This window comes from Kitasatospora sp. NPDC101155, from assembly GCF_044768305.1.
Taxonomy (GTDB): Bacteria; Actinomycetota; Actinomycetes; order Streptomycetales; family Streptomycetaceae; genus Kitasatospora.
Window position 1 is genome coordinate 23420 of sequence record NZ_JBIWPN010000028.1, and the last position, 16258, is coordinate 39677.

Annotated in this window: 8 protein-coding genes; 6 read left to right on the forward strand and 2 right to left on the reverse strand. The window is 72.9% G+C overall.

All coding sequences use genetic code 11. The features are described from left to right. Positions 1 to 31 precede the first annotated feature (31 nt). Positions 32 to 1657 (forward strand): L-glutamate gamma-semialdehyde dehydrogenase, encoded by a 1626-nt coding sequence (pruA, locus tag ACIRYZ_RS31485; RefSeq protein WP_402950960.1) that lies wholly within the window; start codon positions 32 to 34, stop codon positions 1655 to 1657. A gap of 285 nt (positions 1658 to 1942) precedes the next feature. Then, positions 1943 to 6889, forward strand: a complete 4947-nt coding sequence (locus tag ACIRYZ_RS31490; RefSeq protein WP_402950815.1) for an NAD-glutamate dehydrogenase — start codon at positions 1943 to 1945, stop codon at positions 6887 to 6889. Positions 6890 to 7055: 166 nt separating this feature from the next. Here ACIRYZ_RS31490 and ACIRYZ_RS31495 read toward each other — a convergent pair whose 3' ends face one another. After that, on the reverse strand, positions 7056 to 9995 hold the full coding sequence (locus tag ACIRYZ_RS31495) for an FtsK/SpoIIIE domain-containing protein (protein WP_402950818.1): 2940 nt from the start codon (positions 9993 to 9995) through the stop codon (positions 7056 to 7058). 343 nt (positions 9996 to 10338) lie between these two features. Here ACIRYZ_RS31495 and ACIRYZ_RS31500 point away from each other — a divergent pair, with 343 nt between their 5' ends. The 3 genes from ACIRYZ_RS31500 to prfB all read left to right on the forward strand — a co-directional run bounded on the left by ACIRYZ_RS31500 (position 10339) and on the right by prfB (position 14790). After that, entirely contained in the window at positions 10339 to 12168 is a 1830-nt protein-coding gene (locus ACIRYZ_RS31500; RefSeq protein ID WP_402950821.1) for a protein kinase, read from the forward strand. Between the two features lie 194 nt (positions 12169 to 12362). Then, positions 12363 to 13616 (forward strand): serine/threonine-protein kinase, encoded by a 1254-nt coding sequence (locus ACIRYZ_RS31505; RefSeq protein WP_393029941.1) that lies wholly within the window; start codon positions 12363 to 12365, stop codon positions 13614 to 13616. A gap of 58 nt (positions 13617 to 13674) precedes the next feature. Further along, positions 13675 to 14790, forward strand: a complete 1116-nt coding sequence (gene prfB, locus ACIRYZ_RS31510; RefSeq protein ID WP_393029944.1) for a peptide chain release factor 2 — start codon at positions 13675 to 13677, stop codon at positions 14788 to 14790. A gap of 166 nt (positions 14791 to 14956) precedes the next feature. On the opposite strand, the gene ACIRYZ_RS31515 is transcribed toward prfB, so the two are convergent. Then, positions 14957 to 15151 carry a hypothetical protein gene (locus ACIRYZ_RS31515; RefSeq protein ID WP_329929192.1) on the reverse strand — a complete coding sequence of 65 codons (195 nt, stop codon included), beginning with the start codon at positions 15149 to 15151 and terminating at the stop codon, positions 14957 to 14959. A 349-nt stretch (positions 15152 to 15500) separates the two neighbouring features. Between ACIRYZ_RS31515 and ftsE the strand changes: the two genes are divergently transcribed. Beyond that, complete coding sequence (ftsE, locus tag ACIRYZ_RS31520) at positions 15501 to 16190, forward strand: cell division ATP-binding protein FtsE (RefSeq protein WP_380611500.1); 690 nt, start codon at positions 15501 to 15503, stop codon at positions 16188 to 16190. Positions 16191 to 16258: the final 68 nt, after the last annotated feature.

A 16258-nucleotide genomic window follows, 5' to 3' on the forward strand; every position in this document is an offset into this window, starting at 1 on the left:
CAGCAGCCAGCAGGACGGAGCGGCCATGCCCATCGACGCAGTCACCGAGGTGCCGACCCCGGTCAACGAGCCGGTGCTGGCGTACGCGCCCGGCAGCCCGGAGCGGGAGCGGCTGGTCCGGCGGCTGGACGAGCTGGCGGCCGAGCAGATCCCGCTGCCGATGACCGTCGGCGGCGAGCAGCGCTTCGGCAGTGGCGAGCGGATCGACGTCGTCCAGCCGCACCACCACGCCGCCAAGCTGGGGGTGCTCGGCAACGCCACCCGGGAGGACGCCCGGGTGGCGGTGGACGCGGCCCTGGCGGCCGGGCGGCAGTGGCGCTCGCTGTCCTTCGACGACCGCGCGGCGGTCTTCCTGCGCGCCGCCGACCTGCTGTCCGGGCCCTGGCGGGAGACGCTCAACGCGGCCACCATGCTCGGCCAGTCCAAGACCGTGCAGCAGGCCGAGATCGACTCCGCCTGCGAGCTGATCGACTTCTGGCGGTTCAACGTCCACTTCGCCCGGCAGATCCTGGCCGAGCAGCCGAGTTCCTCCCCGGGCGTGTGGAACCGGGTGGACCACCGGCCGCTGGAGGGCTTCGTCTACGCGATCACCCCGTTCAACTTCACCGCGATCGCCGGGAACCTGCCCACCGCGCCCGCGCTGATGGGCAACACCGTGGTCTGGAAGCCCGCGCCGACCCAGACGCTGGCCGCGCACCATCTGATGCGCCTGCTGGAGGCGGCCGGCCTGCCGCCCGGGGTGATCAACCTGGTCACCGGCGACGGCCTGCAGGTCTCCCCGGTGGCCCTCGCCGACCCGGCGCTGGCCGGGCTGCACTTCACCGGCTCCACCGCCACCTTCCAGTCGCTGTGGCAGACCGTCGGCGCGAACATCGGCGGCTACCGCAGCTACCCGAGGATCGTCGGTGAGACCGGCGGCAAGGACTTCCTGCTGGCCCACCCCTCGGCCGACCCGGAGATCCTGAAGACCGCCATGATCCGCGGCGCCTTCGAGTACCAGGGCCAGAAGTGCTCGGCGCTCTCCCGCGCCTACCTGCCGCGCAGCGTCTGGCTGAGGATCAAGGACGACTTCCTGGCCGAGGTGGACGCCCTCACCGTGGGCGACGTCACCGATCTGTCCAACTTCATGGGCGCCCTGATCGACAAGCGCGCCTTCGAGAAGAACCGCATCGCGATCGAGCGCGCCAAGGCCGACCCGACCGTCGAGCTGGTGGCCGGCGGCCAGTACGACGACGCGATCGGCTGGTTCGTCCGCCCGACCGTCCTGGTCTCCTCCGACCACCGGGGCGAGATCTTCCGCACCGAGTACTTCGGCCCGATCCTCGCGATCCACGTCTACGAGGACTCCCGCTGGGAGGACGTGCTCGGGCGGGTCGACTCCGGCGCCCCCTACGGCCTGACCGGTGCGGTGATCGCGCAGGATCGTTACGCCATCGCCCAAGCCGTGGAGGAACTGCGCTTCACCGCCGGAAACTTCTACATCAACGACAAACCCACCGGCGCCGTCGTCGGCCAGCAGCCCTTCGGCGGCTCCCGGGCCTCGGGGACCAACGACAAGGCGGGCGCCGCCCAGAACCTGCTGCGCTGGACCTCGGCCCGCGCGATCAAGGAAACCTTCGTCCCGCCGACCCACCACGGCTACCCGCACATGGGCTGAGAGTGAACATGAGACTCCGGTTTGGACATGCTGTCCAGGACGGACCCGACATCCTTCGGGTTTGTGCCTCCCTGTCCCTGTGCACCTTCGATTGATCCGGTTAGGCTGGCTGACGTCGTCGGGTGGCTTGCAGGGCGAATGAGTCGTCCTACCCACTGGGAGGGCGTTTCATGCGTGCCATGAGCCCCTTTCAGTCGGATGGTGCGGCAGGATTGCGGTGACCCGTCGGTGTACATCCACACACCACCGAGTCACGCAACGGCGCGCGACAGGAGCCAAGAAGTCATGCAGACCAAGCTGGACGCAGCCAAGGCCGAACTGCTCAAGAAGGCAGCCGCAGCCGCTGAGAACAGCCAGGTGGGGGGAGCGGCGCCGGGGGAGGGTCTGAGCAACGGTGCTCTGACCGCGTACCTGCACCACTACTACCTGCACACCGCGCCCGAGGACCTGGTCGACCTCGACCCGGTCGACGTGTACGGCGCGGCCGCCTCCCACTACCGCCTGGGCCTCAAGCGCCCCCAGGGCACCGCCGAGGTGCGGGTCCACACCCCCTCGGTCGAGGAGAACGGCTGGTCCTGCGGCCACACCGTGGTCGAGGTCGTCACCGACGACATGCCCTTCCTGGTGGACTCGGTCACCAACGAGCTGTCCCGCCAGGACCGCGCGATCCACATCGTCATCCACCCCCAGCTGGTCGTCCGCCGTGACATCACCGGCAAGCTGCTGGAGATCCTGGACGTCGACGCCTGCTCCCGCAGCCAGGCCGCCGGCACCGAGTGGCCCGCCGACGCGACCGTCGAGTCGTGGATGCACATCGAGATCGACCGCGAGACCGACCGCGACGACCTGCGCTCCATCGAGACCAACCTGCGCCGCGTGCTCGGCGACGTCCGCGAGGTCGTCGAGGACTGGGGCAAGATGCGCGAGAGCGCGCTGCGCCTGGCCGACGAGCTGGCCGAGGAGCCCCCGAGCGGTCTGCCCGAGCAGGAGGTCGGCGAGGCCTGGGAGCTGATGCGCTGGCTCGCCGACGACCACTTCACCTTCCTCGGCTACCGCGAGTACGACCTGGTCGAGCACGAGGGCGAGGAGGTCCTCAAGGCCGTCGCCGGGACCGGCCTCGGCATCCTGCGCTCCGACCCGCACAGCCACGACGACCGCCACCACGCGGTCTCCGAGGCCTTCGGCCGCCTCTCCGCGCCGGTGCGCGCCAAGGCCCACGAGAAGAAGCTCCTCGTCCTGACCAAGGCCAACAGCCGCTCCACCGTGCACCGCCCGGCCTACCTGGACTACGTCGGCGTCAAGAAGTTCAACGCCGCCGGCGAGCCGATCGGCGAGCGCCGCTTCCTCGGCCTGTTCTCCTCCGCCGCCTACACCGAGTCGGTCACCCGCATCCCGGTCGTGCGCCGCAAGGTCCAGGAGGTGCTGGACGGCTCCGGCTTCTCCAGCGAGAGCCACGACGGCCGCGACCTGCTGCAGATCATGGAGACCTTCCCGCGCGACGAGATCTTCCAGACCTCGGCCGCCGAGCTGCTCTCCATCTCCACCAGCGTGCTCTACCTGCAGGAGCGCCGTAAGCTGCGCCTCTTCCTGCGCCAGGACGAGTACGGGCGCTACTTCTCCGCGTTCATCTACCTGCCGCGCGACCGCTACACCACGCGCATCCGGCTGCTGCTCACCGACATCCTCAAGGAGGAGCTGAACGGCGCCACCATCGACTACACGGTGTACGCCACCGAGTCGGTGCTGACCCGCCTGCACTTCGTGGTCCGGGTCGCCCCGGGCACCGAGCTGCCCCGGCTCACCGACACCGACATCGAGCGGATCGAGAACCGCCTGGCCGAGGCCGCCCGGTTCTGGATGGACGGCTTCCACGACCAGCTGCACCTGGAGCTGGGCGAGGAGAAGGCCGCCGAGCTCGGCCACAAGTACGCCAACGCCTTCCCCGACGGCTACCGCGCCGACTTCCCGCCGCGCACCGCCGTCTCCGACATCAAGCAGATCGAGTCGCTGCACGGCGAGGGCGACTTCCGCCTGAACCTGTACCAGCCGGTCGGCGCCGGCGACGACGAGCGCCGCTTCAAGATCTACCGGGTCGGCGGCCCGATCTCGCTCACCGAGGTCCTGCCGGTGCTCCAGCGCCTGGGCGTCGAGGTGCTGGACGAGCACCCGTACGCGCTGCGCCGCTCCGACGGCACCACCGCGTGGGTGTACGACTTCGGCCTGAAGCTGCGCGAGGCCACCGGGCTCACCGACGAGGCCCGCGAGCGCTTCCAGGAGACCTTCGCGGCCACCTGGACCGGCAAGGCCGAGAACGACGGCTTCAACGAGCTGGTCCTCACCGCCGGGCTGAACTGGCGCCAGGCGATGGTGCTGCGCGCGTACGCCAAGTACCTGCGCCAGGCGGGCTCGACGTTCTCCCAGGACTACATGGAGGACGCGCTCCGCAACAACACCCACACCACCCGCCTGCTGGTCAACCTGTTCGAGGCCCGGCTGAGCCCGAGCCACCGTTCGGGCGCCCTGGAGCTGACCGAGGCCGTCCTGGAGGAGCTGGCCGGCGCGCTCGACGAGGTCGTCTCGCTGGACGAGGACCGCATCCTGCGCTCCTTCCTGCACCTCATCAAGGCCACCCTGCGGACCAACTTCTTCCAGCACGACGGCACCGGTGAGTGGCACTCCTACGTGTCGATGAAGTTCGACCCGAAGGCCATCCCGGACCTGCCGGCCCCGCGTCCGGCGTTCGAGATCTGGGTCTACTCGCCGCAGGTCGAGGGCGTGCACCTGCGCTTCGGCAAGGTCGCCCGCGGTGGTCTGCGCTGGTCCGACCGGCGCGAGGACTTCCGCACCGAGATCCTCGGCCTGGTCAAGGCCCAGATGGTCAAGAACACCGTCATCGTCCCGGTCGGCGCCAAGGGCGGCTTCGTCGCCAAGCAGCTGCCGGACCCGTCGGTGGACCGCGACGCCTGGCTGGCCGAGGGCATCTCGTCCTACAAGACCTTCATCTCGGCGCTGCTGGACATCACCGACAACCTGGTGGCCGGCGAGGTCGTCCACCCGGCCGACGTGGTCCGCCACGACGAGGACGACACCTACCTGGTCGTCGCCGCCGACAAGGGCACCGCGACCTTCTCCGACATCGCCAACGGCGTCGCGGAGTCGTACGGCTTCTGGCTCGGCGACGCCTTCGCCTCCGGCGGCTCGGCCGGCTACGACCACAAGGGCATGGGCATCACCGCCCGCGGCGCCTGGGAGTCGGTCAAGCGCAACTTCCGCGAGCTCGGCGTCGACACCCAGACCGAGGACTTCACCGTCATCGGCATCGGCGACATGTCCGGCGACGTCTTCGGCAACGGCATGCTGCTCAGCGAGCACATCCGGCTGGTCGCCGCCTTCGACCACCGCCACATCTTCCTCGACCCGAACCCGGACGCGGCCGTCTCGTACGCCGAGCGCCGCCGACTGTTCGACCTGCCCCGCAGCTCCTGGGACGACTACGACAAGTCGCTGATCTCGGCCGGCGGCGGGGTCTTCCCCCGCAGCGCCAAGTCGATCCAGCTCAACGCGCACGTCCGGGCCGCCCTGGGCATCCAGGAGAGCCGCCTGACCCCGGCCGACCTGATGAAGGCGATCCTGCAGGCGCCGGTCGACCTGTTCTGGAACGGTGGCATCGGCACCTACGTCAAGGCCTCCACCGAGACCAACGCCGAGGTCGGCGACAAGGCCAACGACGCCATCCGCGTCAACGGCGAGCAGGTCCGCGCCCGGGTCATCGGCGAGGGCGGCAACCTCGGCTGCACCCAGCTCGGCCGCATCGAGTACGCGGCCTCCGGCGGCCCGGAGAGCACCGGCGGCTGGATCAACACCGACGCCATCGACAACTCGGCCGGCGTGGACACCTCGGACCACGAGGTCAACATCAAGATCCTGCTCAACCAGGTCGTCACCGAAGGTGACATGACGGTCAAGCAGCGCAACGTCCTGCTCGCCGAGATGACCGACGAGGTCGGCCACCTGGTGCTGCGCAACAACTACGCGCAGAACGTGGTGCTGGCCAACGCCGTCGCCCAGGCGCACAGCATGGTCAACGTCCACGCGCGGATGATCAACCGCTTCGAGGCGGCCGGCCAGCTCGACCGGGCCCTGGAGTTCCTGCCCACCGAGCGCCAGATCCGCGAGCGCCAGCAGAGCGGCCGCGGGCTCTCCCAGCCCGAGATGTCCGTGCTGCTCGCCTACACCAAGATCATCCTGGCCGACGAGCTGCTGGCCACCGACCTGCCCGACGACCCGTACTTCCGCACCGCGCTGCACGAGTACTTCCCGAGCGCGCTGCGGGCGAAGTTCGCCGACGCGATCGACAACCACGCGCTGCGCCGCGAGATCATCACCACGCTGATCGTCAACGACACGATCAACCGCGGTGGCTGCACCTTCGCCTTCCGCCTGAAGGAGGAGACCGGCGCGACCTACGAGGAGATCGCCCGGACGCACACCGCCGCGCGGGCCGTCTTCGGCCTGGAGGAGATCTGGGCCGAGATCGAGGGTCTGGACAACAAGGTCCCGGCCCGGGTCCAGACCAAGATGCGGCTGCACTCGCGCCGCCTGGTCGAGCGCGCCACCCGGTGGATGCTCAACAACCGCCGCCAGCCGCTCGACATCGCCGGCACCATCGAGTTCTTCCACGACCGGGTCAACCAGGTCTGGGGCTCGCTGCCCAAGCCGCTGCGCGGCGAGGACCTGACCTGGTTCGAGTCGATCTACAACGAGCTCGCCTCGGCCGGGGTGCCGGAGGAGCTGGCCACCCGGATCGCCGGCCTGTCCTCGGTCTTCCCGACCCTGGACATCACCGAGGTCGCCGACCGCTCCGGCAAGGACGTCGCCGACGTCGCCGAGCTGTACTACGACCTGGGCGACCGCCTGCAGATCTCGCACCTGCTCGACCGCATCATCGACCTGCCCCGCACCGACCGCTGGTCGTCGATGGCCCGCGCCGCGATCCGCGAGGACCTCTTCGCGGCCCACGCGGCGCTGACCGCCGACGTCCTGGTCTGCGGCCCCGAGGGCGCCACCCCCGAAGAGCGCTACAACGCCTGGGCGGACCTCAACTCCACCCTGCTGAACCGCGCCAAGAGCACCCTCGACGACATAAGGGGTTCGGACAACTACGAGCTGTCCAGCCTCTCGGTCGCGATGCGCGTCATCCGCACCCTGCTGCGCACCGGTTCGATGCGCTGACGGACGGTTGGAAGGAAGGGGCCCGCGTCCTCGGACGCGGGCCCCTTCCGCCTTTCTCGGCTCCGGTCGCCCGGGGCGGCTCCGGCGACCGTAGGCGTCGCCTCTTCGGGGTGGGCTCGGGTCCGGGGACGCGAGCCCACCCCACGTTTTCGGGCTGCCGCAGGGCCTACCGCGAGGCGGCGCGTTGGAGGGCGCTGGCGAGGAGGGCCAGGTCGGTGGGGCCGTTGCCGAGTTCGCGGACCGGGCGGCGGGCCGGTGGGGCGCCGAGTTGGAGGGGGTCTATCGCGACGACGGTGGGCCGCAAGGTCGCCGTGCGGGGGATACGGCCGCTGATCCGGGCGGTCTGGAAGGCGGTGACGCCGCCGTCGGGGCGGCGCAGGTAGCCGCGGCCGGGGGTGTCCTCCGGGAGGGCGGCCGCGTCGCCGAGGTGGATCAGCAGGTCGGAGTCGGCCGGGTCGTCGGTGCGCAGGGCGATCCGGAGCAGGGCGGCCTCGTCGACCTCGGTGCCGGCGCTCTCCTCCGGACGGCCGGTGGCGACCGCGAGGTGGATGCCGAGCGGGCCGCCGCGCCGGGCGACGGCGGCGAGCGCGCGGGCCAGCGGCCGGCCGGCCGGGGAGGTGGGGGAGAGCAGGGCCTCGTAGTCGTCGACGACGACGACCAGCCGGGCCGGGGCGGGGTCGGCGGGGGAGGCGGCCGGCCGGGCGTCGGAGGAGCCGCGCGGCTGGATGATCCGCGGGCCGCGGGTCGAGACGGCGCCGACCGTGGCGGGCACCGGGACCTGCGGGCGGTCCGCGGCCAGGCCCTGGCCGTCCAGGCCGTGCCCGTCCAGGCTGTGGCCGTCCAAGATGCGTGCCGCGTGCCAGGAGGCGAAGTCCAGCCCGTCGAACAGCCGCTCCCGCAGGGCGAGTTCGTCCTCCAGGGCCTCGGCCGCGAGCAGTGCGGCGCGCGGGTCGGCGGCGGCGTTGACCCGCCCGATGACGTGCGGCAGCTCGGTGCAGCCGTCCAGGCCGTCCTGCCCGTCCGAGCAGGCCCGGCCCTCGATGAGGGTGACGGTCAGCCGCTCGGGCCGCTCGGAGACGGCGAGCGAGGCGACCAGGGTGCGCAGCAGCTCGGTCTTGCCGGAGCCCCGCGCGCCGCCGATCAGCAGGTGCGGGCCGCCCGGGTCGGGAGAGGGGAGGGCGAGTTCGGGGTCGGCCAGGTCGAGGGTGCACAGCTCGTCCCGGGTGGTGCCGAGCAGCGCGGTGGCCGCGCCGATGCCGCCGGCGTGGGCGGCCCAACGGGCGGACAGCTTGGCCGGGGTGACGGTGTCGAGCTGGAGCAGGTCGAGCAGCCGCAGCGCGTCCGGCAGCGGCCCGCGGGCGGCCGGGGTGGCCTCGCGCAGCGGGGCGAGGACGCGGGCCAGCCGTTCGGCCCAGGCGTCGGAGACGGCGTCCAGCGAGACCTCGTGCAGGGTCTCCCGGCCGCGGGCCACCGGGCGGTCGATGGACAGGTGGGTGCCGACCTCGCCGGTGATCAGCGCGGTGGCACCGAGGCCGCGGGGGAGCAGCTCGGGCTGCTCGGCGAGGCAGATCGGGAAGATGCCGACCGCCGGGCCCTGGCGCAGCAGCAGGTCGAGCGCGTGCCGGGCGTCCTCGGTGGCCGGGCGGCCGTCCACCACGACCACGGTGGCCGGGTGGCCGCCGAGGCCGGTGGGGCCGCTGAGCCGGGCGGTGAGTTCGGTCAGCCGGGCGGTGGCCTGTTCGTCGTCGAGGCCGAGCAGCAGTCGGCAGTCCTGGCCCTCGGCGGGGCGCAGGTGGGGCAGCCACAGGGCCCAGGCCCAGGTGTCGACGCGGTCCTCGGGGCTGCGGGCCGGGTCGGCGTCGACCACGACCAGGCTCAGCCCGGTCGGCGGGTGCAGGGCGGCGAGCTGGGCGACGACGGCGCGGGTGAGCGCGTCCAGGCGTTCGCGCGGGCCGCTGAGGCCGAGGCTGCCGGCGGTCTGCAGGTCGAGGGTGACCGGGACGGCGGGCAGCATGGTGCCGGGCGTGGTGCCGGGGCCGCCGGGGCGGTCGGCGGTGCCCAGCCGCAGGGTGAGCGCGTCGGGGTGGCCGGGGCCGCGCTCCCAGAGCCGGGGGCCGGGGCCGACGGCGTTGAGCAGCACGGTGGCGAGGTCGGGCCAGCGCTCGCGCTGGGCGGCGGCCTGGCGCAGCCGCACCGCGGCGTGGTGGCGCTCGGCGCTCTCCTCGGGCGGTTCGGCGGTGCGGCCGGACAGCAGTGAGAGCAGGCCGAGGCCGCGCCCGTGGGTGGGCTCGGGGGCGGCGGGCGGCTCGATGACGGGCGGCGCGGGCCGGACCGGGCCGGGGGCGGCGAGCTGGAGGTGGCCGTTGCCGTCGGGCAGGGCGGCGCGGGCGGGCTCCCCGGTCGGTTCGAAGACCTGCAGGGTGGATTCGCCGATCCTCAGCAGGGCGCCGCTCTCCAGCGGGACGGCGGCCTCGGCCGGGCCGGGCGGGACGAGTCGGCCGTCCAGGGTGGTGCCGTTGGTGGAGCCGAGGTCGCGGACGGCGATCCGGCCGTCCTCGCCGAGGTGCAGGGCGAGGTGCAGCCGGGAGACGTCCGGGTCGTCGAGCGGGACGTCGACCTCGCCGGAGCGGCCGATCCGGATCTCCCGGCCGTGCAGGCGGTGGACGCCGCCGGCGTCGGGGCCGCCGACGATCCGCAGCTCGGCGGCGGCGGTGGTGTCGTCGGGGTCGTCGGCGGTCGGGTCGGGCTCGTTGAGGCTGAGGACGGCGCCGTCGAGCAGCGGCGGGTGGCCGAGCAGGGTGTGTTCGTCCACCCGGTGCGCCCCGGCGTACAGGTGCACATGGGTCGCGGCGCGTGGCCCGCGCACGCCCACGGCGCCCGCGAGCGCGCCCGCGATGGCGCCGAGTGCGGTGCCGACGGGCGCGGTGACCAGCACGTCCACGTAGGGGATGGCGGCGCCGGCGGCGGTCGGGCCGCTGCGCGGTCGGAGGACGGTCAGCCGGATCTGCATCTCGCCCGCGGGTCCCTTCTGCTGGTGTGATGCCTGGTACCGCTGCCCGGTGTCGTCGCGGTCGCACCGGGCGGTCGCGGCGACCCATTGGGCCACACGAGTGGCGAGTGTCCATCCTGCCATCCGGCGTGGACAGTCCGCGCACCGTACCGGATTTGACGATCTTGCGATCATCGCCATGGTGGAGGCGACGGTGAGTCAGGTCAACCGCCGCCGTGACGGCTCCGCGGCGGGCCCCGGCGAGCGGCTCCGGCCGGTCCCCCGGGATGCGTCGGGGCAGTCCCCTAGGGGATGTCCCCCAACCCTGCTCGGATGGTCCGCCGGTCACCTCAGAAACCCGAACGGACACCGTTAGAGTGGCCGCAAACACGGGCCCGGCAGGCTCACCGCACCGGCGGAGGAGCGCCCCGCGCGGGCGGCACGGCGAGGAGTGCGACAGGTGCGGCCAGTCGGCAGCAAGTATCTGCTTGAGGAGACCCTGGGGCGGGGTGCCACCGGGACCGTCTGGCGCGGCCTGGTGCGACCGGACGTCCAGGTGCCCGGCAGTGAGCCCGGGCAGCAGGTGGCGATCAAGGTGCTGCGCGAGGAGCTGGCGGCCGACCCGGACGTCGTGATGCGCTTCCTGCGCGAGCGCTCGCTGCTGCTGCGGCTGAGCCACCCGAACATCGTCCGGGTCCGCGACCTGGTGGTCGAGGGCGAGCTGCTGGCCCTGGTGATGGACCTGGTGGAGGGCCCCGACCTGGCCCGCTACCTGCGCGCCAACGGCCCGTTCAGCCCGATCGCGGGCGCCCTGCTGATGGCCCAGGTCGCGGACGCGCTGGCGGCCAGCCACGCGGACGGGATCGTCCACCGCGACCTCAAGCCGGCCAACGTGCTGCTCGCCTCCGTCCTGGTGGACGGCACCGAGCAGATGCACCCGATGCTGACCGACTTCGGCATCGCCCGGCTCGCCGACTCCCCGGGTGTCACCCGCACCCACGAGTTCGTCGGCACCCCCGCGTACGTCGCACCGGAGTCCGCCGAGGGCCGCGCGCAGACCTCCGCGGTGGACGTCTACGGCGCCGGGATCATGCTGTACGAGCTGGTCACCTGCCGCCAGCCGTTCCAGGGCGACAGCGCCCTGGCCGTCCTCCAGGCCCACCTGGCGCAGGAGCCGCAGCGGCCCAGCACCATGCCCGAGCCGCTCTGGACGGTGATCGAGCGCTGCCTGCGCAAGGACCCGGCCCAGCGGCCGAGCGCCACCTCGCTGGCCCGCGCGCTGCGGGTGGTCGCGGCCGGGGTCGGCGTGCACGCCTCCCCGGCGGCGGTGGACGAGGCGCTGGCGGTCGCCGCCCTGCTGCTGCCCGACCCGCAGCCGACCACCGTCCCCGGCGCCCTGTCGGCCGTCCCGACCGGACCGGGCGGGACGGGTGCCGAGGACCGCACCCAGGTGCTGCCGCCGCCCCCGGGCGGCCCGCAGTACGACCCGGCCGCGGCGACCCGGGTGATGGGCACCCAGCCGCCGCCCGCGCCCCCGTACGGCGGCCAGGACCGCACCCAGGTGATGCCGCCCACCGCCGTGCCCCCGCCCCCGCCCGGGGCGCCCGCAGGGCCGCAGGAGGAGGCGCCGCACCCGTGGCAGACCCAGCTGCGCGCGGCGCGCGACCGCAACCAGCAGACCCAGGTCGGCTACTTCGGCCCGGAGGACTTCGAGGACCCGCAGGTCGCCCCGCCGCCCTACCAGGCCGGCCAGGGCGCGCCCGGCTACCAGCCGCAGCCGCCGGCCGGCTACCGCCCGGACCAGCGCCGCCAGGGCCCGCCGCCCGGCTACTCCCAGCGCCCGCCGGTCGCCCCGCCGCCCTACCAGGGCGGTCCGGGCGGCCAGGGCGGCCAGCGGGGTCAGGGCGCCCCGGGCGCGCAGGGCGGCTACCGGCAGCCCCCGGCGGGCTACGGCCAGCCGCAGGGCGCCTACCCGCCCCCGCCCGCCCCGGTGCCGCGCCGGGCCGAGCCGCCCGCGCCGCAGCACCGGGAGCCCCCGCAGCGCCGCGAGGAGCCGCCCGCGCCGCCCCGCCGTGAGCCCGCCCCGCCGCGCGAGCGGCGTCCGCGCAGCCGCAACCGGATGTACATCCCGGGGCTCGGCTGCCTCAAGGGCTGCCTGATGGTGCTGCTGGTGCTGGGCCTGGCCGGCCTGGCGTTGTGGAAGTTCACCCCGCTGCCGCACTACTGGGACAACGTCGTGGGCTGGTGGGACTCGGCACGGGACTGGGTGAGCAGCATCTTCGGCAAATAGGCGCGGATCGCCTCCGGGGCAGCAGGATTGACGCTTTGTCGACAATTCGCGAGATTTCTCGCCCCGGAGTCCCGCCCAGGGGCGGTCAGGCGGCCCGCGCAGGGGGTCGGGGCGCGTAGGTTGGTCGCTGTTGTCCCGCCCCACCGAGCGCGCCCGGACCCCCGGAGCGCTCCCGCGCCGCCCACGGAGCAGCATTGGCACGCAAGATCGGCAGCCGGTACACCGTCCACCAGGTGATCGGCCGGGGTTCGGCCGGGACGGTCTGGCTCGGTGAGGGGCCGGACGGCCCGGTGGCGGTCAAGCTGCTGCGCGAGGACCTCGCCGCGGACCAGGTGCTGGTCGGCCGCTTCGTCCAGGAGCGCACCGCGCTGACCAGCCTCGACCACCCCCGGGTGGTCGGCGTGCGTGACATGGTGGTGGACGGCAGTGACCTCGCCCTGGTGATGGAGCTGGTCCAGGGCACCGACCTGCGCTCCCGGCTGGAGCGCGACGGCGCCCTCCCGCCGCAGACCGCCGCCTCGATCATCGCCGACGTCGCCGACGGCCTGGCCGCCGCGCACGCGGCCGGGATCGTCCACCGCGACGTCAAGCCGGAGAACGTCCTGCTCGACCTCGCGGCCGCCCCCGGCCCCGGCGGCGCCCCGCGCGCCAAGCTCACCGACTTCGGCGTGGCCCGCCTGGTCGACGCCCCGCGCCGCACCCGGGCCACCCGGATCATCGGCACCCCCGACTACCTCGCCCCCGAGATCATCGAGGGCCTGGAGCCGCGCGCAGCCGTCGACATCTACGCCCTCGCCACCGTGCTGTACGAGCTGCTGGCCGGCTCCACCCCGTTCGGCGGCGGCCACACCGGCGCGGTGCTGCGCCGGCACGTCACCGAGCAGGTGCCGCCGATCCCCGGCCTGCCGGACGGCCTGTGGCGGATCATCTCCGAGTGCCTGGCCAAGGCCCCCGCCTCCCGGCTGCGCGCCGCCGAGCTGGCGGCGCGGCTGCGCGAGCAGCTGCCCTCGCTGGCCGGACTGCCGGTGCTGGCGGTGCCCTCCCAGGGCCGCGCCCCGGCCGAGGAGCAGCTGAGCCCCGGCGAGGCCGTCTACGCCGAGGTCGACGCCGGTCCGGGCATCCACAAGCGCCGCCGCGGCCCGGCCGTCCCGCTGGTGCCCGGCGTCGCCCCGGACTCCACCCGGGACACCCACACCAGCCTGCGCCGCCCCTCGGCCGAGGAGCTGGCCGCGTACGCCGCCGAGTCCCGCGCCCAGCGCGCCGCCCCCGGCCACCGCCGGGACCGTCAGGCCCTGCTGCGCCGCCGCCGGCTGCTGGCCGTGCTGCTGGCCACCGTGCTGCTGCTGGCGGGCGCCGCCGCGGCCTGGACGGCCTTCGCGGCCACCGGGCCGGACCGTGGCCACCCGGCCCGACCGGCCGTGCACAGCACCGCCCCGCGGGCACCGTAGCGCGCCCCTGGACGGGGGTGTCGTCATGACCACTCCCGGAACCATTACCCTGGGGGGCGTGGCAGCCGTCGATCCTTCCGAAGAGCTCAAGAACCTCGATACGACCATGGGGTCGATCGAGGCCGTCCTCGACCTGGACAAGATCCGGGCCGACATCGCGGTCCTGGAGGAGGAGGCAGCCGCCCCCACCCTGTGGGACGACGTCGCGAACGCGCAGAAGGTGACCAGCCGGCTCTCCTTCCTCCAGGGCGAACTGCGCCGGGTCGAAGGCCTGCGCAGCCGAATCGACGACCTGGGCGTGCTGTTCGAGCTGGCCGAGGCCGAGGACGACGCGGACACCCGCGCCGAGGCCGAGGCCGAGCTCGTCTCGCTCCAGAAGGCGGTCGAGGAGCTGGAGGTCCGCACCCTCCTGTCGGGCGAGTACGACGCCCGCGAGGCGCTGATCAACATCCGTGCCGAGGCCGGTGGCGTGGATGCCGCCGACTTCGCCGAGCAGCTGATGCGCATGTACCTGCGCTGGGCCGAGCGGCACGGGTACCCCACCGAGGTGTACGACACGTCGTACGCCGAAGAGGCCGGCATCAAGTCCGCGACCTTCACCGTGAAGGCGCCGTACGCCTACGGCACCCTCTCGGTCGAGCAGGGCACCCACCGCCTGGTCCGCATCTCGCCGTTCGACAACCAGGGTCGCCGGCAGACCTCCTTCGCCGGTGTCGAGGTGCTCCCGGTCGTCGAGCAGTCCGACCACGTGGACATCGACGAGGGCGAGCTGCGGGTGGACGTCTACCGCGCCTCCGGCCCCGGCGGCCAGGGCGTCAACACCACCGACTCGGCGGTGCGCATCACCCACATCCCGACCGGCATCGTGGTCTCCTGCCAGAACGAGCGCTCGCAGATCCAGAACAAGGCGTCCGCGATGAACGTCCTCCAGGCCAAGCTGCTGGAGCGGCGCCGCCAGGAGGAGAAGGCGGCGATGGACGCGCTCAAGGACAGCGGCAGCTCCTGGGGCAACCAGATGCGTTCCTACGTGCTGCACCCGTACCAGATGGTCAAGGACGTCCGCACCGCGTTCGAGGCCGGCAACCCGCAGGCCGTGCTGGACGGCGACATCGACGGCTTCATCGAGGCCGGGATCCGCTGGAGGAAGCAGCGCGAGACCGCCAACGAGGCGTGAGGATTTCGGCCTCGATGAAGATCGAGCACAGCATCGAGGCCGGGATCCGCTGGCGCGAGCAGCGCGAGGCCGGCGCCGAGTAAGCGCCGGACACCACCCGGACACGGAGAAGGCCCCCGACCGCAGCGGTCGGGGGCCTTCTCCGTACGTCGTGCCTCGTCGGTCCTCAGGCCAGCGCCTGCCGCGCGATCAGCGCCACCGCGAGCAGACCGGCCAGCAGGGCCAGCAGCATCGCGGGGGAGAGCGCGGCGAACGGCCCCTGCTGCTCCTGCAGTCGGGCCCGGTTGGCGCGGCACACCGGGCAACGCCCCTCGCTGACGCGGCCGTTGCAGTTGGCGCACACCAGATGGTCGCAGGTCATGCGATCTCCTCCTCGCTGCTACAGCCAACGCGCCGGACGGGGCTTTGGTTCCTTTTCCTGCCCTGTACGGGGGAGCGGCCGAACGCGGTCGCCACCTCCACTCTGCCAGGTTCCGGCGGTTCCGGCTCCCGGGCTGTGAGATGGCTCGCAATATTCAGGGCATAACCAGACATTCTCCCCCAGATTTCGACCGCTGTCCTGGGCCGCCCCTGCGGGCCGGCCGCCGATTCGCGTATGGTCCCAGACCGGGAGCGGCCCTCCGCGCTCCCATCGCCCGCCCCAGGACCGGGCCTCCGGGGCGGACCGACCAAGGACTGGCGCCGCCTAGGATGGCCTCCGTGATGCAGCCGTGATCAGATTCGACAACGTCTCCAAGACCTATCCCAAGCAGAACCGTCCCGCCCTGGACAACGTCTCGCTGGAGATCGAGAAGGGTGAGTTCGTCTTCCTGGTCGGCTCGTCCGGCTCGGGGAAGTCCACCTTCCTGCGCCTGTGCCTGCGCGAGGAGCGCCCCAGCACCGGTGCGGTGCACGTGCTGGGCAAGGACCTCGGCAAGCTGTCCAACTGGAAGGTGCCGCACATGCGCCGCCAGCTGGGCACCGTCTTCCAGGACTTCCGTCTGCTGCCGAACAAGACGGTCTCGCAGAACGTCGCCTTCGCCCTGGAGGTGATCGGCAAGCCCAAGAGCGCCATCAACAAGGTGGTGCCCGAGGTGCTCGAGCTGGTCGGCCTCGGCGGCAAGGAGGACCGCATGCCGGGCGAGCTGTCCGGTGGTGAGCAGCAGCGCGTGGCGATCGCCCGTGCCTTCGTGAACCGCCCGATGCTGCTCATCGCGGACGAGCCCACCGGTAACCTCGACCCGCAGAACTCGGTCGGCATCATGAAGCTGCTCGACCGGATCAACCGCACCGGCACCACGGTGTTGATGGCCACCCACGACCAGGCCATCGTCGACCAGATGCGCAAGCGAGTCATCGAACTCGACAAGGGGCTGCTCGTCCGCGACCAGGCCCGCGGCGTCTACGGGTACCAGCACTGACCCACCAGCGCTGACCCGTAGGGCCGTCGGCCCGAACCGCCAGACCGAGCAGTACCGACCCTGGAGTT

Excerpts from the sequence above, each read along its gene's own strand:
- ACIRYZ_RS31490 (WP_402950815.1), top strand. The coding sequence starts at position 1,943 with ATGCAGACCAAGCTGGACGCAGCCAAGGCCGAACTGCTCAAGAAGGCA.
- ACIRYZ_RS31515 (WP_329929192.1), bottom strand. The coding sequence starts at position 15,151 with ATGACCTGCGACCATCTGGTGTGCGCCAACTGCAACGGCCGCGTCAGC.